This window comes from Microbacterium sp. RD1 (assembly GCF_052220165.1).
Classification (GTDB): Bacteria; Actinomycetota; Actinomycetes; order Actinomycetales; family Microbacteriaceae; genus Microbacterium.
In genome coordinates this window covers 345515-372034 of record NZ_JBQPOL010000004.1, presented here as the reverse complement: position 1 = coordinate 372034, position 26520 = coordinate 345515, and the positions used below count along the sequence as shown (strand labels likewise).

Sequence of the window (26520 nt, the reverse complement as noted above, 5' to 3'; positions counted from 1 at the left end):
CATCCGGGTCACTGGAAAGAACCTGTGGACAGGTATTTTCCTGGACAGGTTGTGGAGGAACAGTCACGTCGTGGGGGGTGCTTCGTCTCGTCGCTGCGCTGCTCGCTCAGCGACCGGCCGCGACGCCTTCCAGGTGCTGAGCGGGCGTGCGTCACCGCGGGGGCGCTTCGGCCCGGTCGGCGCTCCTCGCTCAGCGACGGGGTTCGACGCCATTCGGCCGCGCAGCGGGCCTCACACCGTGATGGGGGCGAAGCCGCCGGCGACGAGCTCACGCTGTCGCGGCACATCTCCGGTGAAATCGGTGGTCGCAAGGTCGACCGCCACCGGAGTCGGGTCGTCCTGGATGCGCACGATGTACCGACCCGCCGTGAGGCTCGCGATGCTCGACCACTTGGTCTGGTCGTCCTGCTCGATGCCCGTTGCGCTCACACCGGTCATCATCCCCGCCGGGATGTCGAAATTGTTCAGGGCGTGGAGGCTGAGGTTCTCCAGGCCCGCCGCATCCGCCGGCGCCTGCAGTGTCATGACGTAGGCGGCAGCACGCAGGAACCGCCCCGCGCTGCCGGAGTCGCCGGGGAGCCCGACGAAGCCCTGCCCCTGGGCGAGCGGCGCGAAGGTCACACCGCGGATCTCGACGGGGGCCGGGTTGGCCGCCCCGAGCCGGGGGAGCCAGTTGCGCACGTTGTCGTAGTGCCAGTCGAGATACGGCGCGTTCGTGGCGACGCCGAGCGGATTGTCGCGATGCTGCTGCGCGCCGGCTTCGAACTCGATCACGCCGGCCGCGCCGCCGGCATCGTGCAGTACCAGGTGGAGCGGCGGGACGCCGTGGATGAGCGGGTTCTCGCGCCCCCACACGGTGATCTCGCTGAAGGCGGCGAACACCTCGGCCACGGTCGCGCACGTCGTCAGCGCGAAGGTGACGGCATCGAGCACGTCGAGGTTGCGGGAGGCATCGGCCGACGGTTCCTCGTAGGCGGCGAACCCCGGCATGTACAACGCCCCCGCGTAGAGGCCCCTCTCGTTCATGCCGTCGGTGAGCAGCTGGGGGCTCCCCACGGCATCCATGCCCACGACGCCGTACGACGTGGTCCACGACACGCCGTCGCCGTCCGGGGAAGTGGAGACGAGGCGGATGCCACGGGGCAGCACCGTGAGCTTCGCGCCGAGCATGCTGGGAAACTCCATCGTGCGGGCGACGCAGACGCTCCCGTCGGTGGCGCGCAGCTGGAAACTCGTGCACATCGTGGACTCCGCCCCGGCACCCCCTCGGTGCGCTCGGCGTCAGGCTACACTGCGCCGCCGCGCTCGTCGGGAAGGGCCGACCGTAGGATGTCAGGGTGCCGACGACTCCGGGAAAGAACGCGCCAGAAGAGCGCCTCGTCAACCTTGTCGTGGCGCTGATGGCTACCGAACAGGGCCTCACGAAAGACACCATCCTGTCGTCGGTGGCGGGGTACCGCGAGCAGGTCGAGGCCGGGGCGTCCAAGGACGCGCTGGAGAAGATGTTCGAGCGCGACAAGGAGAGCCTGCGCGGACTCGGGGTGCCCATCGAGACGATCGGCGACTACGCCGACCCCGACGACCTGCGCGAGGCTCGCTACCGTGTGCCGACGGCCGAATACGCTCTGCCGGATGACATCACTTTCACGCCGGCCGAGCTCGCTCTTCTGAACCTCGCCGGAGGCGTATGGGGATCGGAGTCGCTATCGGCCGATGCGCGCAGCGGCCTGCGCAAGATCCGGGCGCTCGGCATCCCCGTCGACGAGCCGATCATCGGTTACGCCCCCCGCATCAGCCTGCGCGACCCCGCCTTTCCCGCTCTGCAGTCGGCGATCGAGCAGAGTCGAGTCGTCACCTTCCCCTACCTGAGGCCGGGGGAGGAGGCCCCGCGGCAGCGTCGCATCCGCCCGTTCGCCCTCGTGGAGTACGAGGCCCGCTGGCACGTGTTCGGCTTCGACCTCACCGTCGACGCCGAGCGCACGTTCCTTCTCTCGCGCATCGTCGGCGACGTCGAGACGACCCGTGAGCGATTCGACCCCGAGCTGCGCGACGGCGCCGGGGAGAAGGCCCTCGCCGGTCTCCAGACCGTGGCTGCGACGCAGAGCGCGCTCCTCGAGGTGCATCCGGGAACGGAGGCGGCCCTGCGGCTCTCCCGCCGGGCGACAGCGGCGGAGCAGGGCATCCGCGTGCCGTTCGTCGATGTGCACATCTTCGCGGACGAGCTCGCGTCGTATGGCCCGGAGGTGCGCGTCGTGACCCCCGACCGCTTACGGGACGAGGTCATCCGCCGCCTCGAGGCGACGGTGCGCCTGCACGAGGAGGCGGTATGACCCCCGCCCGCCCGCTGCTGGCCACCGATCGCGCGGCTCTGATGCTGCAGCTCGTGCCGTATCTCGTCGGAAAAGGCGAGGTATCCGTCGCCGAGGCGGCCGACGAGTTCGACGTCACACCCGAGCAGATGCGGGGCATGGTCGAGAAGCTCACGGTCATCGGCCTCCCCGGCGACGGCGGATTCTGGCAGCTGCCCCACGACCTGTTCGACATCGACTGGGATCTGCTGGATCAGCGGGACCTCATCTCCATCACCCACACCGTCGGACTCGAGAGGGCGCCCAGACTCACCGCGCGAGAGGCGGCAGCCCTCCTCGCGGGCCTCCAGCTCGTGCGCACCGTGCCGGGCGTCGGTGACAGCGATCTGGTGCGAGGGCTGCTCGCCAAGCTCGCCCGTGGCGCCTCGGCCGCCCCCGCCGACGTGATCGTCGCGCCGGGGCCCGTCGACGGCGTGCGCGACGTCGTCGACGAGGCGCTTCGCCGCGGCGTCGCCGTGTCGTTCACCTATCAGGCTCCGGATGCCGCGGTCACGACCCGCACCGTCGATCCGGTCAAGGTCCACATCGCCAACGGGCAGTGGTATCTGCAGGGCTGGTGTCACATGCGCGAAGGCATGCGCACGTTCCACCTCGAGCGCGTCAGCGAACCCGCGCTGACCGATATCGCGATCACCCACGGCGCCGAACCCGTCCCCGACCTTTTCGAGCCCGGCGAGAACGACGCGCTCGCGCGCATCCGGTTCCCCGCGACGCTCGCGCCGCTGCTGGGCGACTATCTCGATCGCGCGCAGACCACCGCAGCCGGCGGCACGATCACCGCGACGCTGCGGGTCGCGGACGAGCACAGCCTGAAGCGACTCGCGGCCCGCCGGGGCGGGAGCGTCGAGATCCTCGAACCGGCCGGAGCCCGCAGTGCCGCCGCGTCGTGGGCGGCGGCGGGCCTCGCGCAATATCGCGGCTAGCCGGACGGCCGCGCCACCGGGCCGTGCAGAGGCACCCGGGTTACACTGGAAGCCGGTCCACTCCCGAGGAGATCCCATGTTCGCCAACTTCACCGGATGGCATCTGCTGGTCGTCCTCGCCGTCATCCTGCTGCTCTTCGGTGCGGCCAAGCTCCCGGCCCTCGCCAAGAGCATGGGGCAGTCGGCGCGCGTCTTCCGCGGCGAGATCAAGGAGATGAAGAAGGACGACGCCGTGCAGGCGAGCGCCCCGGCCGAAGCGCCCGAGACGCGGACGTCGTCGAACGTCCCCGCCGACCGGCCCGGCGGGACGCCCGAATCCTCCTCCTGACCCGACGTGGTCACCACCGGACCCCCACGGGTCGACGGGGCTGAGAGGCCGCGCCGCGAGACCCGCATGTCGCTGGGCGCGCACCTCATCGAGCTGCGCAAGCGCCTGGTGATCGCCGCGGCGGCCCTCGTCGTCGGCATGGTCATCGCGTTCTTCATCACCGACCCCGTGATCCACCTGATCACCGAGCCCATCCGTCAGATCGCGGAGCGCGAGGGAGACCAGGCGAAGGTGGAGCTGATGTTCACGGCTGTCACCAGCGCCTTCGACCTGCGGCTGCGCATGTCCTTCGCCATCGGCCTGCTGCTGTCGGCACCGGTGTGGCTGTGGCAGATCTGGGCATTCATCATGCCGGGGCTCACGCGCAAGGAGATCCGCTACACGATCGGCTTCATCCTCGCCGCCGTGCCGCTGTTCTTCGCGGGCTGCGCCGTGGGCCTGCTCGTGATGCCCCACATCGTCGAATTGATGAACTCGTTCGTGCCCGAGGGCGGATCGTCGTTCTACGACGCGTCGTACTACTACGACTTCGTCTTCAAGCTTCTCGTCGTCATCGGCGTCGCCTTCGTCCTCCCCGTCTTCCTCGTCGCGCTGAACCTCGCGGGCGTGATGTCGGGCAAGGCGATCCTCAAGGGGTGGCGCGTCGCCATCCTCGTCGCCACCGTCTTCGCCGCCCTCGCCACCCCGTCCGCTGACGTCGTCAGCATGTTGTTGCTCGGCGGCATCCTCGTGGTGCTGTTCTTCGCCGCCGCATCCGTGTCGCTCCTCTTCGACCGTCGTCGCCGCAAGCGCGACGCGCAGCTGCTCACACCCGGAAACCCCGGGTGAGCGAGCCGAGTCCGGCGGAGCGCTTCGCGCGCGCCTCGCAGCGGCTGAAGCATCCGCTCACCGCGGAGTTCGCCGCCTCGCAGCGGTTCGAGCTCGACGACTTCCAGCTGGCCGGATGTCAGGCGCTCGAAGAGGGGCGGAGTGTGCTCGTGGCCGCCCCCACGGGCGCCGGGAAGACGATCGTGGGCGAGTTCGCCGTGCACCTCGCGATGCGCGAGCCGGGCGACAAAGCGTTCTACACCACACCCATCAAGGCGCTGTCGAATCAGAAGTTCCGCGAGCTCCAGGAGGTGTACGGCGCCGACGAGGTGGGGCTTCTCACCGGGGACACGAACATCAACGGATCGGCGCGCATCGTGGTGATGACCACCGAGGTGCTCCGCAACATGCTGTACGCCGACTCCGCGGCGCTGCGGGGCCTGCGCTACGTCGTGATGGACGAGGTGCACTACCTTGCCGACCGCTTCCGCGGGGCGGTGTGGGAGGAGATCATCATCCACCTCCCCGCGTCGGTGCGCCTCGTATCGCTGTCGGCCACCGTCTCTAACGCCGAGGAGTTCGGCGACTGGCTCGACACCGTTCGCGGCGACACGGAGGTGATCGTGTCGGAGGTGCGCCCCGTTCCCCTGGAGCAGCACGTGCTCGTGCGCGGCGACCTCCTTCCCCTCTTCGACGACAGAGCCGGCATCGCCACCGCCCAGGTCAATCAGGAACTGCTGCGGATCCGCTCGGGGTCAGGGGCGACGTACGAGAACAACCGGCGCAGCCAGGCGTACCGATCCGGTCGCCAAGCCGGCACGATCCCGTCGGGCCGGCGCCCGCACAAGAGCGGACAGCGGCCCGTCCGGTCGGCGAACCTTCCCCGCATCGAACGGCTCGACAGGCCGCAGGTCGTCGAGCTGCTCTCTCGCGCGAACCTCCTCCCCGCGATCTTCTTCATCTTCAGCCGGGCCGGATGCGATGGCGCAGTGTCGCAGGTGCGCCGCGCGAATCTGCGGCTCACGAGCGTCGAGGAGCGCAAGGAGATCCGCGAGATCGTCGAGGAGCGCACGCGGACGCTCCGCGAAGAAGACCTCGCGGTGCTCGGCTTCTGGGAGTGGCGCGACAACCTCGAGCGCGGCGTCGCCGCGCACCATGCCGGACTCCTCCCCGCCTTCAAGGAGGTGGTCGAGGAGCTCTTCCAGCGCAAACTCGTGAAGGCGGTGTTCGCCACTGAGACGCTCGCGCTCGGCATCAACATGCCGGCGCGGACCGTGGTGCTCGAGCGGCTGGAGAAGTTCAACGGCGAGGCGCGCGTGGCGATCACGTCGGGGGAGTACACGCAGCTCACCGGCCGTGCCGGCCGGCGCGGCATCGACGTCGAGGGACACGCGGTCATCCAGTGGACCGAGGCGCTGGACCCGCAGGCCGTGGCCGCTCTGGCGTCGCGCCGCACGTATCCGCTGAATTCGAGCTTCCGCCCGACGTACAACATGGCGGTGAACCTCATCGATCAGTTCGGCCGCGCGCGGGCGCGGGAGATCCTCGAGTCGTCCTTCGCGCAGTTCCAGGCCGACCGTGCCGTCGTGGGGCTGGCCCGGCAGGTGCGCGAAGCGGAGGAGTCGCTCGCCGGGTATGAGAAGGCGATGACCTGCGATCGCGGTGATTTCCGCGAGTACTCCGCGATCCGCCGCGAACTCTCCGACGAGGAGAAACTCAACCGGCGCGACGGCAACGCCTCGCGGGCGACGCGCGAGCAGCGGCAGCGCGCGATCGCATCGCTTCGACGGCGGATGCAGCGGCATCCGTGCCATAACTGCCCCGATCGCGAGAACCACGCCCGTTGGGCCGAGCGGTACTGGAAGCTGAAGCGCTCGACCGACAAGATCCGCCACCAGATCCAGACACGCACCGGCACTGTCGCGCGCGTCTTCGATCGGGTGGTCGACGTCCTCGCCGCGCTCGAATACGTCGTGGTGGACGACGACGGCTCGACGCGTCTGACCCCGTCAGGACGCACGATGCGGCGCATCTACGGCGAGCGCGACCTGCTCGTCGCGGAATCGCTGCGCCTGGGCCTGTGGGAGGGCCTCGACGCTCCCGGCCTGGCGGCACTGGCGTGCGCTCTCGTATACGAGCCGAGGCGGGACGAGGCGGGGGCGGGCGAGCACGGGCTGCCACGGGGTGCGTTCCGCGGTGCGCTGGATGCGACGCAGCGTCTGTGGCAGGAGCTCGACGATCTCGAGCAGGACTCCCGGCTGCCCGGCACCGAGCCGATCGCCGTCGGGTTGTCCGGCGCCATGCACCAGTGGGTTCGCGGTGTTCCGCTGGACCGGGTGCTGGTGGACGCCGATCTCGCGGCAGGCGACTTCGTCCGGTGGGCCAAGCAGACGATCGATCTCCTCGATCAGATCTCGCTGGTCGCGGATTCCCCGCTCGCGGGGGTCGCCCGTCAGGCGCTCGACGGCGTCCGGCACGGCATCGTGGCCTACTCCGCGGTCTGAGCCGCCGGGCTCAGCCCTCGGTCAGCAGAACGCGGCTAGGGTCGATCCGTGCCCCGACGCGAGCGACCTCTCCTGCCGCTGTGGGCCGCCGTTCTCGCCGCCGTGGTCGGCGGTGTGGTCCTGGATGCCGCGTTCCCCGACATCGGCTGGTGGCCGCTGGCGTTCGTCGCGGTCGCGTTCGCTCTCGTCTCGCTCATCGGTCGCTCCATCGGCGGAGCGTTCCTGGTGGGGCTCGCCTTCGGCGTAGCGTTCTGGTTCGTCCATGTGTCGTGGACGACGCGGTACCTCGGTGTCGTGCCGTGGTTCGCTCTGGCGGGTCTGGAGAGCGTGCTCTGGGCGGCGCTGTCCGTCCCCCTGACCCTGGCGTACCGCTGGCTGCCGCGGTTCGCACCGGGTCGCTGGGTGAGGCTCACGGCGCTTCCGGCCCTCATCGCCGGACTGTGGACGCTGCGTGAACTGATCTTGGGGAACTGGCCGTATACGGGCTTTCCGTGGGGACGCATCGGAATGAGCCAGTCGGAGAGCCCGCTCGCGCACCTGGCGTCGTGGGTCGGTGTCACGGGGCTCACCTTCCTCATGGTGCTCGCCGTCGCAGCCGGCATCGAGTGGGCGCGGGCCGGCCGCTGGCGCGACGCCCGCACGGCGGTGCCCGCCGCCGCCGTCGTGGCGCTGCTTTTCGTGCTGCCGGCGTTCCCGACCTCGGCGGCGGGGGGCCTGCGGGTGGGGAGCGTCCAGGGGAACGGACCGAGCGGCTACTTCGATGCCCGCGAGCGTGGCGACATCCTGAACGCGCAGTTGGAAGCCACCACGCCTCTCCTCGGAGAAGACCTGGACCTCCTCGTGTGGCCGGAGGGCGGTGTCGATTCGGATCCGCTGGCGGATCGGGGAACCGCTCGTCTTCTGGACGCGCTGTCGGAGCGTGTCGACGCGCCCCTCCTCATCAACGCCGCGACGGCGCGCGGCGACGACATCTTCAACACGTCGATGCTGTGGGGTGAGGGGGAGCCGCAGCTGCACGACAAGACCCACCCGGTTCCGTTCGGCGAGTACGTTCCCGACCGCTGGTTCTTCCAGATGCTCGCCCCCGACCTCGTGGGCCTCATCGGGCGCGAGTACACGCCCGGCACGAATCCGCCGCTGGTTGAGGCGGGCGGTGTGCCGGTGGGCCTGGCGATCTGTTTCGACGTGATCTACGACGACGTGGTGTGGGAAGGAGCCCGAGACGGCGCCGAGCTCTACGTCTTCCAGACCAACAACGCCGACTTCCGCGACACGGATGAGAACGAGCAGCAGCTGGCCTTCGCGCGGATGCGCGCGATCGAGACCGGGCGATCGGTGGTCAACATCTCCACCGTCGGAACGAGTCAGGTGATCGCACCGGACGGCTCCATCCTCGACGGCCTTCCCGCGGGGGAGGTGGGGGCCATGCTGACGGACGTGCCGCTTCGCACCGGTCTCACTCCGGCTGTCGTGATCGGCGGTGCCGTGCAGCTGGCCATCGGGTGGATGTCCTTCGCGGCGATCGTGCTGCTCGGCGTGCTCGCCACCGCGCGCCGCGCACGCGAACGACGCCGACCCTGAATCAGGGCCGGCGTCGGGGAGCCTGGGGCGATCAGGCTGAGATCTTCTCCACGGTGACGTCGTCGCCGGCACCGCGACGGGCGCGCACGTAGGCCAACCGCTCCTCGAGGAGCTCTTCGAGCTCGGGGAGGCTGCGGCGCTCGAGCAGCATGTCCCAGTGGGTACGGGGGGCCTTGTCGTCGCTGTGGTCGACGGTCGCGGTGCCGTCGCCGATACGCAGCAGCGCCTCCCCGCCGCACGTACGGCACTCCCAGGACTGAGGCACCTCCGCGTCGGCGGCGAAAGTCAGGGTGGTGTCACGTCCACAGGACGTGCAGGTGTAGATGTGCTGTGCGCGGTCGTGGAAAACGACGCCCTCTTCGCTCTGTAGGCTCTGGGCGCCGAGTCGGACACCGCGCAGACTGCGGTCAGCCATTGTGTGGTCCTCTCGTCAACACTCCGGTATAACGCTCCGACCTGGGCGAACCATCCGAACGGTCAGGTTCTGACGGGCATTCACAGTGGATGCTCAGCGGGCCGGTCGTGCCGGGGTCAGTTCACGAGTGACAGTGCCAGATCGGCGCGATCGGTGACCAGCCCGTCGACGCCGCGGTCGAGGAGCCGTAGCATGTCGGGTCGCTCGTTCACCGTCCACACGTGCACCTCGACACCCGCATCATGCGCGGCATCGATCAGACGGGGGGAGAGGATGCGCACTCCTCGGTGACGCTCGGGGATCTGCAGCGCATCCACCTCCGTGAGCAGCCGGGCGACCGCCCGGCGGTTGCGGAGGGTGAGGGCGGCGAGGAGGCGTGCGAGCACGCCCGACCCCGCCGACGTGGCCGGGCGCAGGTCGGGGCGGGAGCGCTCGGCCGCGGCGAGCGCCGCGAGCCTTCGCGTGTCGGAGAAGCTCGTCAGCAGCACCCGATCGGCGGCAGGGGCCACCAGACGGCCCACCGCCTGCTCGGCGCCGGCCGCCTTGACGTCGAGGTTGAAGCGCACGTCGGGGAACGCATCCAGTGCCTGCTCGAGCGTGATGAGACCGCCATGGTCGGCCATGATGTCCGAGAGCTGCCGCTCCGTGAGCTCGGCGACCGTTCGGGGATCGCCGGCGATACGGGACAGATCGTCGTCGTGGAAGAGGATGACGACGCCGTCGCGCGTGACGTGGCAGTCGGACTCGACGAACGTCGCGCCGGCGGCATGGGCAGCGGCGACCGCGGCGAAGGAGTTGTCGGCCACGCCCTGAGCCGCCGCATCCGAGGTCACGAGACCACGGTGCGCCAGGACGCGCGGAGAGGGCGACCCGGCGAAGTACGGGTGCGTCACCGCGACGGAAGCCCTTCGGCACCGCTGTCGTCGCCGGTCGGCACCTCGCCCGCACCGGTGGGGAGGGTCGTCCGCGCCTGCGCCGCGATGTCATCGGCGGCCGATGCGGCCTCCCGTGCTGCCGCGACCGCTTCTTCGGTGCCACCGGAGGGCCTGCCCGCCTGGCCGTTCGGTCGCGGCGAGCGCGGCGCCGCACCCTGCGGTACCCGTCCGCCGAAAGCGTCGCCGATGCCCTTGAGCGCCTCGGTCAGCTCGCTCGGGATGATCCAGAGCTTGTTGGAGGGGCTCTCGCTGATCTTAGGAAGGGTCTGCAGATACTGGTAGGCCAGCAGCCCCTCGTCCGGGCCGCCCGCGTGGATCGCGGAGAAGACCATCTGGATCGCCTCCGACTCGCCCTGCGCCCGGAGCACCGCGGCCTGCTTGTCGCCCTCGGCGCGCAGGATCTCCGCCTGCCGACGACCCTCGGCCTCGAGGATCTGCGACTGCTTGGAGCCCTCGGCCGTGAGGATCGCCGCGCGCCGGTCGCGCTCGGCGCGCATCTGCTTTTCCATTGAGTCCTGGATCGACACGGGCGGATCGATAGCCTTCAGCTCGACGCGCGAGACGCGGATGCCCCACTTGCCGGTGGCCTCGTCGAGCACGACACGCAGCTGCCCGTTGATCTCGTCGCGACTGGTCAGCGCCTCTTCGAGGTTCAGGCCGCCGACGACGTTTCGGAGCGTCGTGGTGGTGAGCTGCTCCACGGCTCCGAGATAGTTGGCGATCTCGTAGGTCGCCGCGCGCGCATCGGTCACCTGGAAGTAGACGACGGTGTCGATCGAGACGACGAGGTTGTCCTCGGTGATCACCGGCTGCGGCGGGAACGACACCACCTGCTCGCGCATGTCGATGAGCGGGCGGAGGCGGTCGATGAAGGGGACGAGGAGGTTCAGCCCGGGAGCAAGCGTCTTGTGGTAGCGGCCGAGGCGCTCGACGACGCCCGCGCTGGCCTGCGGGATGATCCGGATGCTGCGGAAGATCACCACGAGCACGAAGATCAGGACCGCGATCGCGAGGGCCCACCCGATCACGGCGGGGATGATCTCTTGTGCGTTCATTCGGTTACCTCCGGGGGGCGGGGTCGGACGAAAGCTGTCGCGCCGTCGATGCGCGAGACGCGCACCGGACTCCCCGGTTCGATCTCCTCGGCCGACTCGGTGCGGGCCGTCCAGATGTCCCCGTTGGACAGCTTCACCTGGCCGCCGACGCCCGACACCGTGGCGAGAACGCGCCCGTCGAGGCCGAGAAGTGCCTCGACGTTGGAAGGGCTCGTATCGGAACCGCGGTGCAGACGCCGCAGCAGCGGCGGGCGCAGCGCCAGCAGCAGCACGGCCGCGACGGCGGCTGCCACGATCACCTGCAGCCACAGCGGGGCGCCCAGGAGGTCGGAACCGAGCCCGGCGAGTCCGCCGATGGCCAGCATCAGGAAGGTCAGATCGAGGGTGAGCATCTCGATCACGAGAAAGACGAGCATCAGCACGAGCCAGGCGATCCACGCCCACTGCTCGATGTTCTGGAGTAGCTCCATCGTGCGCCTCCTTGCTTCCCGAACGTATCACGGCAGGGTCCGGGGAGGGCGGGGTTGGTAGGGTCGGATGGCCTGTGCGCCGGTGTCGACGCGCGGCGATCCACCCCAGACTTCACAGGAGTTCTCGTGACCCAGACCCTCCCGCCCGACTCGCTCCGCGGCAAGACCGCACTGGTCACCGGATCGTCGCGCGGCATCGGTGCCGACACGGTCCGCTACCTCGCCGAAGCCGGTGCGAACGTCGTGGTCAACTACCGCAACAAGGCGCCGCGCGCCGAGAAGCTTGCCACCGAGCTGCGCGGCCTCGGCGTCGAGGCGCTCGTCGTCGGTGCCGACCTCACGGACGACGCCTCGGTGCAGGCGATGTTCTCCGAGGTGGAGCGCGCGTTCGGCGCACTCGACATCCTCGTGCTGAATGCCTCGGGCGGCATGGAGGCCGGGATGGCCGAGGACTACGCGCTGCAGCTGAACCGCGACGCGCAGGTGCGCGTTCTCCACACGGCCCTGCCGCTTCTCGGTGACGGGGCGCGCGTCGTGTTCGTCACGAGCCACCAGGCGCACTTCATCCGCACCACCGCGACCATGCCCGAGTACGAGCCGGTGGCGCTGTCCAAGCGCGCGGGCGAGGACGCGCTCCTCGAGCTCATCCCCGAGCTCGAGGAGCGCGGGATCGGCTTCGTCGTGGTGTCGGGCGACATGATCGAGGGCACGATCACCGCCACACTCCTCGAGCGCGCCAACCCGGGGGCGATCGCACTCCGCCGGGAGTCGGCGGGGCGACTGTACAACGTGTCGGAGTTCGCCGCCGAGGTGGCACGGGCCGCCCTCGACCCCGTGCCGGAGGATCACACGCGGCTCGTGGGCGACACCTCGTCGTTCGAGGACGCCGGCGCGTGAAGCCCCGCGACATCGAGAAGCTCATCGCGCTCGGGCGCCCCTCGATCGCTCCCGACGGCTCGTTCGCGGTGTTCTCGACATCACGTCCGCACCTGGACGCCAACCGCAACGTCGGGCAGCTGTGGCGTGTCGACCTGCCCGACGGCGCGCCGCGCCGGCTGACGCGCGGAATTTCGGACGCTGCTCCCTCGGTGAGCGCGGATGGCACGCGCATCGCGTTCCTGCGGGCCGATGAGCGCGACCGCCCGCAGGTGCATGTGCTCGCCGCCGCAGGGGGAGAGGCGGTGCAGGCGACCGACGCGCAGCTCGGCGTGGAGTCCTTCGCGTGGTCACCCGACGGGATGCGCCTGGCGTACATCGCCCGCGTTCCGGAGCCGGGACGCTACGGGACGGTGCCGGGCCTGGATGCTGCGGCCGAGCCGCCGCGGCGGATCGCCGGGGTGCGCTGGCACGCCGACGGGCTGGGCTATCTCGCCGATCGGCCGGCGCAGCTCTTCGTCATCGATGCGCCCGAGGTCGACGCGGAGCCCTTCTACGAGCCGGCGCCCCGCGTGCGTGCCGACGACGAGGAACAACCCGCGCGCACGGTCGTCGCCGCGGCATCCACCCCGCTCACGACCGGAGCGGAGAGCTGGCACGGCCCGGTGTGGAGCGCCGACGGCAGCGAGATCCTCGTCGTGCCCGATGCTCTCGAGTCGTCGCGCCGCGATCTGCGCAGTCGCGTCGTCGCGGTGCATGCCGGCGACCGGACCCGGCGCGAAGTGCTGGGCGCAGACGCGAACCTGTCGGTGCTCGACGTCGCTGTCGCGGACGACGGTGCCGTGCTCCTTCTGGCCAATGACGTCGGGCCCGACGGCGTCGACTTCGTCGCGCCGGGTGTCGGCCTGTGGATCCTCGAGGAGAGCGGACCGCGCCCGCTCACCGACGCCGAGAGGATCGACCTCGGAGAGGTGGGAAGCGCGGTGACTCCGGTCGGGGACGACGTGCTCGTTCAGGATCGCGCTCGTGGACGGATGCGCCTTCTCCGCGTATCCCGCCGCGGTGAGCTGACCGAGGTACTCGCCGGGGACGTGGAGGTCGGCGGGGTGGCCGTCGCGGGGGAGCGCATCGTCGCATCCGTGAGCACGCCCCACTCCTTCGGGGAACTCGTCCTTCTCAGCGGGGACGACAGGCCGACGACGCTCACCGACTTCGGCGCAGCGGTGCGCGCCGCGGGCATCGTGACGCCGCGCGAGGTGGAGATCATGGGGCGGGAGGGCTACCCCGTTCACGGGTGGGTCGCCTCGCCCGCGGGGGAGGGGCCGTTCCCCGTGCTCCTGCAGATCCACGGCGGTCCCTACGCCGCGTACGGCGTGCACGTGTTCGACGAGACGCAGGTGCTCGTCGACGCCGGTTATGCCGTCGTCTACTGCAATCCGCGGGGGAGTGCGGGGTACGGCCGCGCCCACGGTCGGGCCATCCGGCACGCGATGGGAACGGTCGACTTCACCGACGTCCTCGACTTCTTCGACGGCGCGGTGGCGTCCGACCCGCGTCTGGATGGAACGCGCGCCGGCATCCTGGGCGGTTCGTACGGCGGGTACCTGACCGCATGGATCATCGCGCACGACTCCCGTTTCGCCGGGGCGATCGTGGAGCGGGGGTTCCTCGACCCGACGACCTTCCGCGGCACGAGCGACATCGGGTCGTTCTTCGGGGATGAGTACGTCGGGACCGACCCCGACCGCATCCGAGCCCAGAGCCCGATGGCCGTGGTGGATCAGGTCACCACACCCACGTTGGTGCTGCACTCGGAACTGGACTACCGGTGTCCGCTGGAGCAGGCGACGAGGTATTACAGCGCGCTGAAGCGCCAGGGGACGGCGGCCGAGATGCTGATCTTCCCGGGGGAGACGCACGAGCTGACCCGCTCGGGGCGGCCCCGCCACCGCGTCGAGCGCTTCGAGGCGATCCTCGACTGGTGGGATCGGCACCTGCCGGTCTGAGAAAGGGCGCCCCGGGAGTCCCCGGAGCGCCCTCGTGCGGTGACGTGCGGACGGATCAGGCGCGCGCCGTGCGTCCGAACGTGAAGGCCCGGATGATCTGGAAGATCCCCAGCACGATCAGCGAGATGCCGATGAACAGCCACAGGAGCGCCACGTAATACGGCGAGAACAGCAGTACGATGCCCGCGAGGATGCTGATGATCGCGAAGAAGATCGTCCAGCCGCGCGATCCGGCCTCGCCGAGCGTGGAGAGGGCGACGATGCCTTCGACGATCCACAGGATGCCGATGAGGATGCCGAGGAACAGGGCGAAGCTCGCGGTCGCCGCCGCGAGGTTGGCGAGCGCGATGATGCCGGCGGCGACGAACAGCAGGCCGAGGACGATGTGTCCGATCCTCGACCAGGCCTTCATGCCCTTGGAGAAGATGCCGAGACCGGCATAGACGATTCCGGCGATGATCGCGTAGATCGCCAGGATGGCGACGGCCACGGCGGCCGTGCGACCGGGCCAGACCAGGATCAGGATGCCGACGATCAGGGAGAGCGCACCGCTGACGCCGAGGGCGGCGCGGATGGCCGTCACGGCGGAGCGTGTGGAGGAGTCCAGAGACATCGGGTGCCTTTCTGAGAGAACGCTGTGAACGACGTTCACCCTAGAGCATCCGCGTGTCGCATGGGGAGAGGCGCGCTAGGGGAAGAGCGCCGCCGCGAGGAACAGGACGGGGACGCAGGCGATCGTCGTGACGAAGATCGTGTCGCGCGCGATGATCTCGCCCACGCGGTACCGCTGAGCGAAGAGGAACGCGTTCTGGGCGGTGGGAAGAGCCGCGAGCACGACGACGATGCGCGTCTGCTCGGGCGGAAGAGCGAACGCCAGAGCCAGCAGCCACGCCGTCACCGGCATGACGAGGAGCTTGATCGCTGACGCCATCAGGACGTCGGCGCGGTAGCCGCCCGCCGTCAGCACGCGCTGTCCGTGCAGCGACATCCCGTAGGCGATGAGCAGGATCGGAATGCAGGCGTCGGCGATCAGCGACAGAGGATCGAGCACGATCGCGGGGAGGTCGACGCCGAGGATCGAGACGAGCACGCCCAGCGCGGCGCCCCACAGCATCGGGTTGCGAAGAGTCTGCGTCGCGATGCGCCGGAGGGAGCGCCCGCCCGCGGAGGCCGCGTCGAGGAGGGCGAGGCTCACCGGCATGAAGATGAGCAGCTGGAAGAGCACGATCGGTGCGGAGTAGGCCGCGTTGCCGAGGATGTAGAGCGACAGCGGAATGCCGATGTTGTTGGCGTTGACGTATCCGCTGGTGAAAGCCCCGACGACGGTGTCGCCGAGTCCGCGCCGCAAGAAGATCACCGCGAGAAGTGTGTACAGCGCGAACATCGCGACGGCCGTGAGCGCCGACACCGGCAGCAGGGCCGAGAACAGCAGGTGGACGTCGGCCTCGGCGAGGATGACGAAGAGCAGGAACGGCGACAGGACGAAGAACGTGAGCCGCGTCAGAACTGTGCGGGCGGCGTCGCCCAGCAGATTCGTGCGGCCCAGCACGTAGCCGATCGCCACGGCCAGGCCCACGACGGCGAACCCCGTCAGCACCCCGATCATGAGCCCGCCGGGATGCGAGGGATGGTCGGGGTCACGCCTCCGAGCCTATTGCCGCCGAGCAGCTCGACTGCGGTGTGGACCGCGCGTGCTCTTGCCGATAATGCACATTATGTCAGTTTGTTTGCGCCGCAGCCTGGCCCCGCGACCGCGCAGGCCTCACCGACGGCCCAGGCAGCCCGAACGGCTTGCGCCGATCACGCGGTCGCTGTCGAGTCCTCCGTCGGCAGAGTGTGCCAGATGTCGTAGGCCACGGATGCAGCGGCCTCGACGTCTCCGGACGCGATCAGGTCGATGAGCTGCTCGTGCACTTCTGCGGATGCGTGCCCGTCGGTGCGGAAGCGCAGCCGCTCTGTTCGCCGGACGAGCGGGTCGAACTGGTCGAGCACCGACTCGACGGCGCGGTTGTCGAGCGCCGTGACCGCGACCGCGTGCAACTCCTCATCCGCATCCAGGGCAGCGTCGACATCCCCTGCTGCGACAGCGTCCGCGAAGCGGCGGTTGGCCTCCCGCATACGATCGATGTCGTCCTCCGACAGCCGGCCGGAGGCCTCGCGCACCGCGAGTGCGTGCATCGCGGCGAGCACATCCCGCGCGTCGCGCACAGCGCGGGCATCGACCTCGCTGACGGTCGTCGACCGGCCGGGCAATGTCACCACCAGTCCGCTCCCTGCAAGGCGCAGGAGCGCCTCCCGCACCGGCGTGCGGCTCACGCCCAGCCACTGAGCCAGCTCCCCGTCTTTCAGCTGCTCCCCCGGCGTGAACGTTCCGTCCACGATCGCATCACGAAGACGCCGATACACATCGTCACGAAGCAGCGTGCGATCGACGGCGGCAGCGCCCGGAGGAATCGGCATGCAATATATTGCCCACGCTCGCCCGCAGAGTCCAAATCGAGCGGTGACCCTTGTTTGGGAAATCAATATGCAATATATTGCACATCGCCAGCGTTGACCGAAAGGACGCCGCCGGACGAGGCGGCGCAGAACAGAAGGAGTTTTCATGGACATCACGAATTCCGTCCGCAACGTCGTCCTCGTGCACGGCGCGTTCGCCGACGGATCCGGATGGCGAGGCGTGTACGAGAATCTGACGGCCCGCGGCTTCCGCGTCTCGATCGTGCAGAATCCCCTCACCTCCTTGGCCGACGATGTCGCGGCCACCACGCGCGTGCTGGACCTGCAGGACGGACCGACCATCCTGGTGGGGCACTCCTGGGGCGGCACCGTCATCACCGCTGCCGGGGTGCATCCGAAGGTCGCAGGGCTGGTGTACGTGTCCGCGCTGGCGCCGGACTCCGGCGAGACGACGGCGCAGCAGTACGAGGGCTTCGCCGCGACTCCCGACTTCGTGATCGACGTCGGAAGCGACGGCTTCGGCTTTCTGAACCACGACCTGTTTCAGGCCGGGTTCGCCGCGGACGCCAGCGACGAGGATGCGGCGTTCCTGCGCGACTCGCAGGTTCCGATCAACATGTCGGTGTTCGAGACACCGGTGCCGCACGCGGCGTGGCGCGACAAGCCGACGTGGGCCGTCATCGCCGGAGAGGACAAGTCCTTCGACCAGGCGATGCTCCAGCACATGGCCGCGCGGGCGGGTGCAACCATCACGAACGTCTCAGCCAGCCACGCGTTGTTCCTCACCCAGGCCGGAGTCGTCTCCGATGTGATCGCGACCGCAGCGCAGGGCGCGCTCGCGCCGGCTGCCTGACAGCGCGGTCTACGTCGCGACCTCCAGCTGGGCGAGCAGCTCCGCGTCGCTGGAGCCCGAGAACTCCGTGATCCGACCGCCCGCCACGCGGTACATCGCGTACTCCGCGATGTTCGCGTGGCGGCGCGTCGGTGCGACTCCGCGGAAATCGCGCGAATGCGTGCCGCTCCCCCGCAGATGCGCCGCGATCCGATCGTCCTCAACGACGAGCTGGATGCGGCGCCATCGCCAGTCGGGGAAGCCATGGAACAGCTCGGCCATGTCGGAGACCCAGGCGTCGTCGCCGCCCGGGAGGTGTGCGCGCCGAACGGCCGGATGGACGAACGAGCGGATCGCGTCGAGATCATGGCGGTTGCACGCGTCGAGGTAGTCGGCGTACCACTCGCGCAGCTCCCACGGTTCCACCTGCCCATTATCGGCGGCGGAGCGTGACGCCGTGTCGTTGGCGAGATCGACACAGCGATTGCCATTTTGCTGTTCGTCTCTACATATCGGGTCTGAACCGGCCGCCCCAGACTGTCTCGAACAGTCCGCGCGGGCCGTCCGCCGGGCGCCAGCTCGAGGAGTGCTCGAATGACGAACTCGAAAGAGACCGCCATGACAATCCTGCGGACCCCGATGCGCGACGGCGTCGACCTCGTCGCTGACCTGTTCCTCCCGGATGGCGAGGGCCCCCACCCTTGCGTGCTGGTCCGCACGCCATACGGTCGCCGGTTCACCGGCATGGGCATGGGGCTCGATCGGCAGGCACGATTTTTCGCAGCCAACGGATACGCCGTGGTGCTCCAGGACGTGCGCGGTCGCGGCGATTCCGAAGGGACCTTCCGTTTCTTCGCGAACGAAGGCGAGGACGGTTTCGACACGATCGAATGGCTGGCTGCGCAATCCTGGTGCGACGGTCGGGTCGGCATGCTCGGCACCTCGTATGTGGCGACTTCTCAGTGGCTGGCAGCTCGCGAACGGCCGCCGCACCTCGTGTGCATCATCCCCACCTCGGCGGCTGGCCGCTACCCCGACGAACTCCCCTTCCAGGGCGGTGCCCTGTTGCTGGAATGGGCGGCGATGTGGGAAGGGGTGATGACGGCCGAGCTCCGCCCGGGTCAGCCCGGACCTACCCGCGAGCAACTTCTGAGCCTGCGTCCGCTGAGCGCCCTCTCGCAAATGATGGGAGGGCCGACACCGGCGTTCGATGAGTTCATCGCCCATCCCGTCGTGGACGACTATTGGCGCCGGATCCGTTTCAGCGACGAGGACTTCGCCGGCCTCGTCATCCCTTCCCTGCACATACTCGGCTCATTCGATGAGGACCAACCAGGTGCCCTGACCTATTGGCGCGGAATGCAGCGCCACTCGCCGGCGCGCGACCACCAGTTCCTCGTCTGGGGTCCGTGGAACCACGCTCACACGTCGCAGGGCGGCGAGACGTCGATCGGCGACTTCGAATTCACCGATGACTCCGTCGTCGATCTCGATCAACTGCATCTGGCGTTCTTCGACCGCTACCTGGCAGAAAGCTCCTCGACGTTCAACGCGCCGCCGGTGCGGATCTACGTGACGGGGTCCAACAGCTGGCGAGAGGAAGTCACCTTTCCCCTGACCGAGGAGGTGATGCGCCCGCTGTTTCTTCACAGCGGCGGCGCGGCCAACACGCTGGACGGTGATGGTCGACTCTCCTGGGACGAACCCCGCGAGGAACCCGAAGATCACTACGTCTACGATCCGACGGATCCGGTGACTCCCACCATGCCGGAGGGCTTCATCTCCCAGGCCCGGGGAACTGATCAGCGCTACCTCGAGCGACGCCGCGACGTCCTCGTGTACACCACTGACGTGCTCGAGTCGCCTGTTGAGGTCGTGGGTGCGACGGTCGTCGAGCTGTACGCCGCCAGTGACGCCCGTGACACCGACTTCACCGCGCGCCTTCTCGACGTGCAGCCCGACGGCCGTGCCCTCCAGCTCGGTCCCTGGGCACTCGGAGGCGTCGTGCGCGCACGCTTTCGCAATGGGGGCGAGCGCGAAGAGCTTCTCGAGCCGGGACGCATCGAGCGCTACCGCATCGATCTGCGCGATCTTGCGCACACCTTCTCCCCCGGCCACCGGATTCGTCTGGAGATCTCCAGCAGCTACGCACCCGTCGTGCACCCCAACCCCAACACCGGCGATCCGATCGCCACGGATGCCGACTATCAGTCGGCGCACCAGACGGTGTTCCATCGCGCCGGGGCCGCGACGCATGTCAGGTTGCCGGTGATCAATACCTCGTCGACGGTGCGCCCCTGACCCGATCAGAGCCGATCGGTTTCACCGGCGGTCGATGACGCCAGCCTCTGCAGAACGATCGATACAAGGAGCGGTAGCGATATGAGTGAATCGCCCACACAAGGCGAAGGGGCGACCCGGAACTTCACGCCGTCAGGGTCTCTCACCCTCCCCACCGGACGAGTTCTGGCGTGGGACGAGTACGGCGATCCGAACGGGCCGGCTGTCTTCCACTTCCACGGGTCGCCGGCGAACAGATTGCTCGCTCAGTCGGTCGTCGATGCGGCTGAGCGGGTGGGAGTGCGCCTGATATCTCCGGATCGTCCGGGGTGTGGCGACTCGACATTCGATGCCGAGCGGACCGTGCGTTCGTGGCCGGCTGACGTGATGGCGATCGCAGACTTCTTGGACATCGCGGAGTTCGCCGTCATCGGTGGGTCGGGCGGGGGACCTTACGCCCTGGCCTGTGCCGCACTGATTCCCGATCGTATCGTCGAGGCATACGTCGTGTGCGGGGTCGGCCCTCTCGACACCGCCGAGAAGCGGGCCGCGATGAATCCCATCAACCGCGACATGTTCGAGGTCGCATCCGGCGGACCCGCAGCCGCCATCCCCCTCGTGGAGGCGATGGTTGGCAAGTCAGCCGCTCATGGCGAGGATGCCGGGATCCTCGGCAAACTGATGTCGCTGACACCTCCCGCCGACGCTGCAGCCATGCAGTCAGACCCCACCCTGATCGACTGGATGGCCCGGGTCTTCGCGCTGGCAAACCAGCGAGAAGCGGACGGGCCGGCGTACGACCTGTGGCTTTTCACGCAGCCGTGGGAGTTGGACCTTGCGTCCATCGACATCCCGGTGAAATTTCACGCGGGAGCACACGACATCAATGTCCCGTTCGCCCACGTGCAGCACCAGCATGAGTCCATTCCGGGCAGCACGCTGAGGATCTGGCCCGACGACGGACATGTCATCGGGGCGATCCGTGTGCCGGACATCCTCGAGGAGATCGCGCAACGCGCGAGAGGCGGCGCGACAGGGCACGACATGACATCGAGAGGACTCTCATGAAACTCTGGACGACCACTATCGGGGACGGCCCGAAGCGCGCAGCACTCGTGCACGGGCTGAGCGGGGACAGCGACTTGTGGTTCGAACTCGCTCCGTGGATCGCCGATCACGGCTACACCGTCACGCTCCTCGATCAGCGAGGGCATGGCCGAAGTGCGCGCGCATCGAGTTACCTGACGGAGGATCTGGGCGATGATCTCGTCGAGACCCTCCCGGCGGGGATGGATCTGGTCGTCGGGGAATCACTCGGTGGGCGCGCCCTGCTGGCGGCGGTGGACAGGCTCCTCCCCCAGCGAGCCATCTATCTCGAACCGGGTTGGGAGGTCCCCGCCGACCTGCCCCTTACCCTCCCGCTGCAGGACGATGGTTCTCTCGTGGACGAGGAGACGCTTGCCGCGCTGTACCCCGCTTTCCAACCTCATCACGTCACAGCCACGCGCATTTCGATCTCCCGCTGTGACCGTGCCTGGTTCGAGGGTGATAACCCGTCGCTTCCTGACATGACGCCTTCGGCGGAGCCGGTCGTTCCCTCGCTTGTTGTCCTGGCAGACCCCCCGCTTGCGGTCACGCCGGACCTGGTGACGAAGCTGGCGGCAGGCGGTTACGTCGTACGAACCGTACCGGGTGGCCAGCACAACCTGTACATCGCGGATCTGGAGGGCACCAAGCGCGCCATGGCGGACTGGCTCTGATTCGCGCGCCGATCGGATCGGACGCGGATAGTCGAGCGTCCGCTTCCCCGGGAGACGATGCTGGTGGTCGAAGGAGGCACCGTGATCGCGACTCTCAATCGTCTCGTCGAACACGTCGAGGACCACCTCGGAGACGAGCTCGACGTCGCCACCCTGGCGGAGAGCTTCGGCACGACCGAATACCACCTCCGCCGGATGTTTTCGTCGCTGGCGGGCATGCCGCTGTCGGAGTACGTCCGTCGCCGTCGTATGACGGTCGCCGCGGCGGATCTCATGAGCGACGACGATCTGCTCACGATCGCCGTTCGCCATGGATACGGCTCGACCGAGGCGTTCGGCCGGGCGTTCCGGGCCGTACACGGCAACTCGCCCGGTGATGTGCGTCGCGGCAACGGTTCCCTTCACTCGCAACCGCATCTCAGGTTCCGCCTGACCGTCGAAGGGAACACACCTATGGATACTCGCATCACCGAGCAACCGGCTTTCCGGCTCATCGGCCACGCCGCGCGCGTTCCGCTCATCCACCAGGGCGTCAATCCGCACATCCAGGCGCACATCGCCTCACTCCCCCTGTCCGAGCACGAGAGGCTGAAGGCGTTGAGCGACGCCGAGCCCGGCGGGCTCCTGCAGGTGAGCGCCGACGTTGATCCCGACTACGACGAGGGCACCGAGCTCACGTATCTCCACGGCGTCGCGATCCGAGGCGGATCTCCCGCCCCGGACGGTCTCGATGTGATCGAGGTGCCGGCCGGCACGTGGGCGATCTTCCGCACCGAGGGTGCGTATCCCGACGCGCTGCAGACGACGTGGGCGGCGACGGCGACCGACTGGTTCCCGTCGAACCCGTGGCGCCTGCGTCCGGGGCCGTCGATCGTCGCCGTCGTGGAGCGTTCCCCCGACTTCCGCACGGCGACGACCGAGCTGTGGCTCCCCGTCGAGCGCGGCTAGGCGTGGCGCGGGTCGTCGCACGGCTCGCGTAGCGTCGGAGTGTGGAATCCGCATACTTCGAGCGTCTCGACGCCTCCCGCTTCCGTGCGACTCCGGCGGTCGGAGGCGCGTGGCGCACAGACGAGCAGCACATCGCGCCGTCGTTCGGGCTTCTCACGCACGTGCTGGAGACGGACCATCGCGCGCGCCAGAGCGCTCCGTTCGAGGTGGCACGGATCTCCTTCGACATCCTCGGGGTTCTCCCCATCGACGTCGTCGAGACGGCCGTGCGCGTCGTTCGTCCGGGTCGGACGATCGAGCTCGCCGAGGCCACGCTCAGCCACGGCGGGCGGGCCGCCGTGATCGCGCGGGCGTGGTTCCTGGCGACGCCCGACACCGCATCCGTTGCGGGCTCGGCGTTCCCGCTCCTCCCGCCCCGCGCCGAACTCGAGCCGTGGGACGCGTCCACCGTGTGGCCGGGTGAATGCGTGCGGACGGTCGAGATCCGGCGAGACGACGTGGAGCCCGGGCGCGCCCGATACTGGATGCGTCCGCGCATCCCCCTCCTCGGCGGCGAACCCGTCAGCCCGACCGCTCGCCTCGTCGGCATGGTCGATGTCGCGAACGGCTCCGCGACGCGCGTGTCGCCCACGGAATGGGCGTTCCCCAACGTCGATCTGTCGGTACAGCTGTTCCGCACGCCGACGCGGGAGTGGACCGGGTTCGACACGACGGTGAGTTTCGGGCCGCACGGGCACGGCCTCACCCACTCGATCCTGCACGACGAGGACGGCCCCCTGGGTGCGGTCGAGCAGACGCTCACTCTCCGCTCTGTCGGCGTCGAGTCGCCAACATAGGTCGTGATTTCGCTCGAAACCCGACGTATGTCGGCGACTCGACGGGATCAGACGACGTCGTCGCCGCTGGATCGCGTGGTCTGGCGCGTGACGCGCTCGCCCGCGGCCGGGTCGACTGCCGTCCGCGTGACGGTGTCGCTGGAGCGACGGCGCAGCATCAGGACGAGCCCGATGACGAAGACGACGACGCCCGCGCCCATCAGGATGTAGCCGATGAGGTCGAGGTTCACCCATTCGACCTGAACGTTGACCGCGAAGGCCAGGATGGCGCCGATCACGAACAGAGCGATTCCAGCTCCGATACTCATAGCGTTTCCCCTTCCGGCGGCGCTGACGCGCGCTCGTGCACACTCCTGTGCGCGCCACCCATGATGGCGGGCCGACGGCGCCGCCGGGAGGGGTTGACAGCCGCGGATGTCGGCGGGTCGGCCTACGCTCGGCACATGCCGATCACGATCTTCCACACCGCGACCACGCTCAACGGCTTCCTCGCCGACGAGAACGATTCGCTGGACTGGCTGTTCGCCGTCCCCGGCGCCGATGAGGCGGAGAGCAGCTTCGGCGCATTCCTCGAGACGGTCGGGGCGTTCGTCATGGGGGCGGCGACCTACGAGTGGGTGATGCGTATGGAGGCGGCCGAGCGACCCGGGATGTGGGCGGAGACGTACGGCGCGCTCCCGTGTTTCGTCGTGACGCATCGAACACTCGCGACCCCGACCGGCGCCGATATCCGATTCGTGCAGGGCGCGGTCTCCGACTTCTGGCCCCGCGTCGCGGATGCTGCCGGCGATCGCGTCGTGTGGCTGGTCGGCGGCGGCGACCTGGTCGGACAATTCGATGATGCCGGTCACCTCGACGAGATCCGCGTCTCCATCGCGCCAGCGGTGGTCCCGTCCGGCAAGCCCCTTCTCCCCCGCCGGATCGGCCCCGACCGTCTGCGGCTGGAGACTCTCGACCGCGCGGGACAGTTCGTCGAGGCGACCTACCGCGTGCTCCGCTGAGGCTCGCTCAGCCCGGAAGCACGTCGATCCACTCGGGGAACTTGGCCACGCGGCCGTCGCCGGATGATGTGCCGGTCAGGCGTCTGCGCACCCAAGGACCGACGTGGGTGCGGTAGTAGGCCATCCCGCGAAGGCGTTCGGCGGCCGGGTCCTGCAGAGACCACCACGACGGCGGCGCGGGCACGCCGAGCGCCTCGAGGACGCGCGCGGCGACGCGGTGGTGGCCGCGGGTGTTCATGTGCAAGCGGTCGGCCGACCAGTACGGCGGAGTCGAGAGCTCCCGGTCGGGCCAGTTCAGCGCGCGGATGACATCCGGTCGGTCGGCGATGCGTCCGACGACGGCCTCCGACAGCAGGTCTCCGCGTCGCTGCACGACGCGCCCGAGCGGGAGCTGGCCCGACGGGTTCGCCCCGGACAGGAGGATCAGGCGCACCCCCTCCTCGTCGCACCGGCGGAGCACCTCGGAGAACGCGTCGGCGATGTGCGCGATCCTGGTGCGCGGGCGGAGCATGTCGTTGCCGCCGCCGTTGAACGACAGGTGCGTGGGCTTCAGGGCCAGCGCCGGCTCGAGCTGCTCGTGCACGATCGGCCACACGAGCTTGCCGCGGATCGCGAGGTTCGCATACGAGATGCGCTCCCCCGCCGCATCCGCCCAGCCCTGCGCGACCAGGTCGGCCCAGCCGCGCACGGTGCCGTCGGACAGCTCGTCTCCGACACCCTCGGTGAAGGAATCGCCGATGGCAACGTAGCGAACGGATGTCACCGTCCCACCCTACGTGCGCTCAGCGGTCGTCCAGAGCCCACCCGCGACGGTCGGCGAGGCCCCATGTCGCCACGACCGCGACGGCGAAGAATGCCGCGAACACGACGAAGAGCATCGGGGCCCCTCCGGCGGCCAGGAGCGGCGGCACCGCCAACGGCGCGACGATCGACGCGATCCGCCCGACCCCGGCGGCCCACCCGCTCCCCGTCGCACGCATCGACGTGGGGTACGTCTCCGGCGACACCGCATACAGTGCCCCCCAGGCGCCGAGGTTGAAGAACGACAGCGCCATCCCGGTGGCGATGACGACCGGCTCGCTGGTGGCAGTGCCGAAGAGGACCGCGGACACGGCGGATCCGGCGAGGAAGACCGCCAGGGTGACGCGGCGCCCCCATACCTCGATGAGCCACGCCGCGACGGCATATCCCGGCAGTTGAGCGAGAGTGATGATCAGCGTGAAGCCGAACGAGCGCACGAGGTCGTACCCCTGCGACACCAGGATCGACGGAATCCAGATGAAGGCGCCGTAGTAGGAGAAGTTCACGCAGAACCACACGACCCACAGGCTCGCGGTGCGAAGCCGGAATTCCGGCGACCACAGTGCCCGCACCCGCTCGCCCGCGGCCGTCGCCATCTGCGGCGCGGGAGCGGATGCCGACGCGGGTGCCGAAACGGGTGCAGCGTGCCGTTCGAACGAGGCCACGATGCGGTCCGCTTCGGCGGTGCGCCCCCGACGCGCCAGCCACCTCGGTGATTCGGGCAGACCCCACCGGACGATCAGAGCGTATGCCGCCGGGATGGCGCCGAGGGTGAAAGCCCACCGCCAGCCGTCCGCCGACGTGGGGATGACGAAGTACCCGATCAGCGCGGCCGCCGTCCAGCCGATCGCCCAGAAGGCCTCGAGGATGACGATGAGGCGACCGCGGATGCGAGCGGGTGCGAACTCGCTGACATAGGTCGATGCGACCGGTAGCTCTGCCCCCAGCCCCAGCCCGACGAGGAAGCGGAGCAGGATGAGCGCGAGGAGACCGCCGGCGAGCGCGCTCGCGCCGGTCGCCACGCCGTAGATCAGCAGGGTGACAGCGAAGACCTGGCGGCGCCCGAAGCGGTCGGCCAGCAGGCCGCCGACGCTCGCGCCGACCGCCATTCCCACGAACCCCGCCGAGGCGATCCAGGAAGCCTGCTCCGGCTGGAGCGCCCACTGGTCCACGAGCATGGCCAGGACGAACGAGATGAGACCCACGTCCATGGCGTCCAGCGCCCACCCGACACCCGAGCCGGTGAGCACGCGCAGGTGGGCGCGCGAGAAGGGAAGACGGTCGAGCCGTTCGGAGACGGTCGACGGGGTCGTCGTCGGAGTCATAGCGACAT

General features: G+C 69.1%; 27 protein-coding genes. 15 read left to right on the top strand and 12 right to left on the bottom strand.

The window, feature by feature from the left end; genetic code table 11:
* Nucleotides 1-231: 231 nt before the first annotated feature.
* Complete coding sequence (locus ACTU3I_RS18455) at nt 232-1242, bottom strand: linear amide C-N hydrolase (protein WP_442927182.1); 1011 nt, start codon at nt 1240-1242, stop codon at nt 232-234.
* Between the two features lie 95 nt (nt 1243-1337).
* On the opposite strand from ACTU3I_RS18455, the gene ACTU3I_RS18450 reads away from it, so the two are divergent.
* The 6 genes from ACTU3I_RS18450 to lnt all read left to right on the top strand — a co-directional run bounded on the left by ACTU3I_RS18450 (nt 1338) and on the right by lnt (nt 8512).
* Nucleotides 1338-2330: a helix-turn-helix transcriptional regulator gene (locus ACTU3I_RS18450; protein ID WP_442927181.1), complete on the top strand. Its 993-nt coding sequence runs from the start codon at nt 1338-1340 to the stop codon at nt 2328-2330.
* Nucleotides 2327-3292 (top strand): helix-turn-helix transcriptional regulator, encoded by a 966-nt coding sequence (locus tag ACTU3I_RS18445; RefSeq protein ID WP_442927180.1) that lies wholly within the window; start codon nt 2327-2329, stop codon nt 3290-3292. Before ACTU3I_RS18450 ends, ACTU3I_RS18445 begins: the two co-directional genes overlap by 4 nt.
* A gap of 76 nt (nt 3293-3368) precedes the next feature.
* Nucleotides 3369-3620 carry a twin-arginine translocase TatA/TatE family subunit gene (gene tatA, locus ACTU3I_RS18440; RefSeq protein WP_442927179.1) on the top strand — a complete coding sequence of 84 codons (252 nt, stop codon included), beginning with the start codon at nt 3369-3371 and terminating at the stop codon, nt 3618-3620.
* A 66-nt stretch (nt 3621-3686) separates the two neighbouring features.
* A complete protein-coding gene (gene tatC, locus ACTU3I_RS18435) occupies nt 3687-4448 on the top strand; it encodes a twin-arginine translocase subunit TatC (RefSeq protein ID WP_442927178.1) in 762 nt (253 codons plus the stop codon).
* On the top strand, nt 4445-6931 hold the full coding sequence (locus ACTU3I_RS18430; RefSeq protein ID WP_442927177.1) for a DEAD/DEAH box helicase: 2487 nt from the start codon (nt 4445-4447) through the stop codon (nt 6929-6931). The genes tatC and ACTU3I_RS18430 overlap by 4 nt, the downstream gene beginning before the upstream one ends.
* A 48-nt stretch (nt 6932-6979) precedes the next feature.
* Complete coding sequence (gene lnt, locus ACTU3I_RS18425) at nt 6980-8512, top strand: apolipoprotein N-acyltransferase (protein WP_442927176.1); 1533 nt, start codon at nt 6980-6982, stop codon at nt 8510-8512.
* A 31-nt stretch (nt 8513-8543) separates the two neighbouring features.
* On the opposite strand, the gene ACTU3I_RS18420 is transcribed toward lnt, so the two are convergent.
* From ACTU3I_RS18420 to ACTU3I_RS18405, 4 genes are all read right to left on the bottom strand, one after another.
* Entirely contained in the window at nt 8544-8927 is a 384-nt protein-coding gene (locus ACTU3I_RS18420; protein WP_442927175.1) for an RNA polymerase-binding protein RbpA, read from the bottom strand.
* A gap of 116 nt (nt 8928-9043) precedes the next feature.
* Nucleotides 9044-9820, bottom strand: a complete 777-nt coding sequence (locus ACTU3I_RS18415) for a glycerophosphodiester phosphodiesterase family protein (protein ID WP_442927174.1) — start codon at nt 9818-9820, stop codon at nt 9044-9046.
* Nucleotides 9817-10917 (bottom strand): SPFH domain-containing protein, encoded by a 1101-nt coding sequence (locus ACTU3I_RS18410; protein WP_442927173.1) that lies wholly within the window; start codon nt 10915-10917, stop codon nt 9817-9819. Before ACTU3I_RS18410 ends, ACTU3I_RS18415 begins: the two co-directional genes overlap by 4 nt.
* Entirely contained in the window at nt 10914-11387 is a 474-nt protein-coding gene (locus ACTU3I_RS18405) for an NfeD family protein (RefSeq protein WP_442927172.1), read from the bottom strand. The genes ACTU3I_RS18410 and ACTU3I_RS18405 overlap by 4 nt, the downstream gene beginning before the upstream one ends.
* Nucleotides 11388-11513: 126 nt before the next feature.
* Here ACTU3I_RS18405 and ACTU3I_RS18400 point away from each other — a divergent pair, with 126 nt between their 5' ends.
* The gene (locus ACTU3I_RS18400; RefSeq protein WP_442927171.1) at nt 11514-12284 is read left to right on the top strand and encodes an SDR family oxidoreductase; all 771 of its coding nucleotides are present in this window, start codon (nt 11514-11516) and stop codon (nt 12282-12284) included.
* A complete protein-coding gene (locus tag ACTU3I_RS18395) occupies nt 12281-14269 on the top strand; it encodes a S9 family peptidase (protein ID WP_442927170.1) in 1989 nt (662 codons plus the stop codon). The genes ACTU3I_RS18400 and ACTU3I_RS18395 overlap by 4 nt, the downstream gene beginning before the upstream one ends.
* A gap of 55 nt (nt 14270-14324) precedes the next feature.
* Here the strand turns inward: ACTU3I_RS18395 and ACTU3I_RS18390 are convergent, their stop codons facing one another.
* From ACTU3I_RS18390 to ACTU3I_RS18380, 3 genes are all read right to left on the bottom strand, one after another.
* Nucleotides 14325-14882 carry an HdeD family acid-resistance protein gene (locus tag ACTU3I_RS18390; RefSeq protein ID WP_442927169.1) on the bottom strand — a complete coding sequence of 186 codons (558 nt, stop codon included), beginning with the start codon at nt 14880-14882 and terminating at the stop codon, nt 14325-14327.
* A gap of 75 nt (nt 14883-14957) precedes the next feature.
* Nucleotides 14958-15875, bottom strand: a complete 918-nt coding sequence (locus ACTU3I_RS18385; protein WP_442927168.1) for an AEC family transporter — start codon at nt 15873-15875, stop codon at nt 14958-14960.
* Between the two features lie 194 nt (nt 15876-16069).
* Nucleotides 16070-16729: a GntR family transcriptional regulator gene (locus tag ACTU3I_RS18380; RefSeq protein ID WP_442927167.1), complete on the bottom strand. Its 660-nt coding sequence runs from the start codon at nt 16727-16729 to the stop codon at nt 16070-16072.
* Between the two features lie 145 nt (nt 16730-16874).
* On the opposite strand from ACTU3I_RS18380, the gene ACTU3I_RS18375 reads away from it, so the two are divergent.
* Nucleotides 16875-17582 carry an alpha/beta fold hydrolase gene (locus tag ACTU3I_RS18375; RefSeq protein WP_442927166.1) on the top strand — a complete coding sequence of 236 codons (708 nt, stop codon included), beginning with the start codon at nt 16875-16877 and terminating at the stop codon, nt 17580-17582.
* A gap of 9 nt (nt 17583-17591) precedes the next feature.
* Here ACTU3I_RS18375 and ACTU3I_RS18370 read toward each other — a convergent pair whose 3' ends face one another.
* On the bottom strand, nt 17592-17987 hold the full coding sequence (locus ACTU3I_RS18370; protein ID WP_442927165.1) for an ester cyclase: 396 nt from the start codon (nt 17985-17987) through the stop codon (nt 17592-17594).
* 192 nt (nt 17988-18179) lie between these two features.
* Between ACTU3I_RS18370 and ACTU3I_RS18365 the strand changes: the two genes are divergently transcribed.
* The 5 genes from ACTU3I_RS18365 to ACTU3I_RS18345 all read left to right on the top strand — a co-directional run bounded on the left by ACTU3I_RS18365 (nt 18180) and on the right by ACTU3I_RS18345 (nt 23385).
* Nucleotides 18180-19862: a CocE/NonD family hydrolase gene (locus ACTU3I_RS18365; protein ID WP_442927164.1), complete on the top strand. Its 1683-nt coding sequence runs from the start codon at nt 18180-18182 to the stop codon at nt 19860-19862.
* 81 nt (nt 19863-19943) lie between these two features.
* The gene (locus ACTU3I_RS18360) at nt 19944-20909 is read left to right on the top strand and encodes an alpha/beta fold hydrolase (protein ID WP_442927163.1); all 966 of its coding nucleotides are present in this window, start codon (nt 19944-19946) and stop codon (nt 20907-20909) included.
* Complete coding sequence (locus ACTU3I_RS18355; protein ID WP_442927162.1) at nt 20906-21601, top strand: alpha/beta fold hydrolase; 696 nt, start codon at nt 20906-20908, stop codon at nt 21599-21601. Before ACTU3I_RS18360 ends, ACTU3I_RS18355 begins: the two co-directional genes overlap by 4 nt.
* Nucleotides 21602-21682: 81 nt before the next feature.
* Nucleotides 21683-22549, top strand: a complete 867-nt coding sequence (locus ACTU3I_RS18350; RefSeq protein ID WP_442927161.1) for an AraC family transcriptional regulator — start codon at nt 21683-21685, stop codon at nt 22547-22549.
* A 41-nt stretch (nt 22550-22590) separates the two neighbouring features.
* Nucleotides 22591-23385, top strand: coding sequence for a thioesterase family protein (locus tag ACTU3I_RS18345; protein WP_442927160.1), 795 nt, complete (start codon nt 22591-22593; stop codon nt 23383-23385).
* A gap of 47 nt (nt 23386-23432) precedes the next feature.
* Here ACTU3I_RS18345 and ACTU3I_RS18340 read toward each other — a convergent pair whose 3' ends face one another.
* Nucleotides 23433-23693 carry a DUF6458 family protein gene (locus ACTU3I_RS18340; protein WP_442927159.1) on the bottom strand — a complete coding sequence of 87 codons (261 nt, stop codon included), beginning with the start codon at nt 23691-23693 and terminating at the stop codon, nt 23433-23435.
* A gap of 135 nt (nt 23694-23828) precedes the next feature.
* Here ACTU3I_RS18340 and ACTU3I_RS18335 point away from each other — a divergent pair, with 135 nt between their 5' ends.
* The gene (locus ACTU3I_RS18335) at nt 23829-24386 is read left to right on the top strand and encodes a dihydrofolate reductase family protein (protein WP_442927158.1); all 558 of its coding nucleotides are present in this window, start codon (nt 23829-23831) and stop codon (nt 24384-24386) included.
* 7 nt (nt 24387-24393) lie between these two features.
* On the opposite strand, the gene ACTU3I_RS18330 is transcribed toward ACTU3I_RS18335, so the two are convergent.
* Together ACTU3I_RS18330 and ACTU3I_RS18325 are read right to left on the bottom strand one after the other, a co-directional pair.
* Entirely contained in the window at nt 24394-25149 is a 756-nt protein-coding gene (locus tag ACTU3I_RS18330; protein WP_442927157.1) for an SGNH/GDSL hydrolase family protein, read from the bottom strand.
* Nucleotides 25150-25168: 19 nt separating this feature from the next.
* Nucleotides 25169-26512 (bottom strand): MFS transporter, encoded by a 1344-nt coding sequence (locus ACTU3I_RS18325; protein ID WP_442927156.1) that lies wholly within the window; start codon nt 26510-26512, stop codon nt 25169-25171.
* Nucleotides 26513-26520 lie beyond the last annotated feature (8 nt).

Excerpts from the sequence above, each read along its gene's own strand:
- ACTU3I_RS18455 (WP_442927182.1), bottom strand. The coding sequence starts at position 1,242 with ATGTGCACGAGTTTCCAGCTGCGCGCCACCGACGGGAGCGTCTGCGTC.
- ACTU3I_RS18445 (WP_442927180.1), top strand. The coding sequence starts at position 2,327 with ATGACCCCCGCCCGCCCGCTGCTGGCCACCGATCGCGCGGCTCTGATG.
- tatA (WP_442927179.1), top strand. The coding sequence starts at position 3,369 with ATGTTCGCCAACTTCACCGGATGGCATCTGCTGGTCGTCCTCGCCGTC.
- tatC (WP_442927178.1), top strand. The coding sequence starts at position 3,687 with ATGTCGCTGGGCGCGCACCTCATCGAGCTGCGCAAGCGCCTGGTGATC.
- ACTU3I_RS18420 (WP_442927175.1), bottom strand. The coding sequence starts at position 8,927 with ATGGCTGACCGCAGTCTGCGCGGTGTCCGACTCGGCGCCCAGAGCCTA.
- ACTU3I_RS18410 (WP_442927173.1), bottom strand. The coding sequence starts at position 10,917 with ATGAACGCACAAGAGATCATCCCCGCCGTGATCGGGTGGGCCCTCGCG.
- ACTU3I_RS18405 (WP_442927172.1), bottom strand. The coding sequence starts at position 11,387 with ATGGAGCTACTCCAGAACATCGAGCAGTGGGCGTGGATCGCCTGGCTC.
- ACTU3I_RS18390 (WP_442927169.1), bottom strand. The coding sequence starts at position 14,882 with ATGTCTCTGGACTCCTCCACACGCTCCGCCGTGACGGCCATCCGCGCC.
- ACTU3I_RS18385 (WP_442927168.1), bottom strand. The coding sequence starts at position 15,875 with ATGATCGGGGTGCTGACGGGGTTCGCCGTCGTGGGCCTGGCCGTGGCG.
- ACTU3I_RS18380 (WP_442927167.1), bottom strand. The coding sequence starts at position 16,729 with ATGCCGATTCCTCCGGGCGCTGCCGCCGTCGATCGCACGCTGCTTCGT.
- ACTU3I_RS18375 (WP_442927166.1), top strand. The coding sequence starts at position 16,875 with ATGGACATCACGAATTCCGTCCGCAACGTCGTCCTCGTGCACGGCGCG.
- ACTU3I_RS18365 (WP_442927164.1), top strand. The coding sequence starts at position 18,180 with ATGACAATCCTGCGGACCCCGATGCGCGACGGCGTCGACCTCGTCGCT.
- ACTU3I_RS18360 (WP_442927163.1), top strand. The coding sequence starts at position 19,944 with ATGAGTGAATCGCCCACACAAGGCGAAGGGGCGACCCGGAACTTCACG.
- ACTU3I_RS18355 (WP_442927162.1), top strand. The coding sequence starts at position 20,906 with ATGAAACTCTGGACGACCACTATCGGGGACGGCCCGAAGCGCGCAGCA.
- ACTU3I_RS18340 (WP_442927159.1), bottom strand. The coding sequence starts at position 23,693 with ATGAGTATCGGAGCTGGAATCGCTCTGTTCGTGATCGGCGCCATCCTG.
- ACTU3I_RS18335 (WP_442927158.1), top strand. The coding sequence starts at position 23,829 with ATGCCGATCACGATCTTCCACACCGCGACCACGCTCAACGGCTTCCTC.
- ACTU3I_RS18325 (WP_442927156.1), bottom strand. The coding sequence starts at position 26,512 with ATGACTCCGACGACGACCCCGTCGACCGTCTCCGAACGGCTCGACCGT.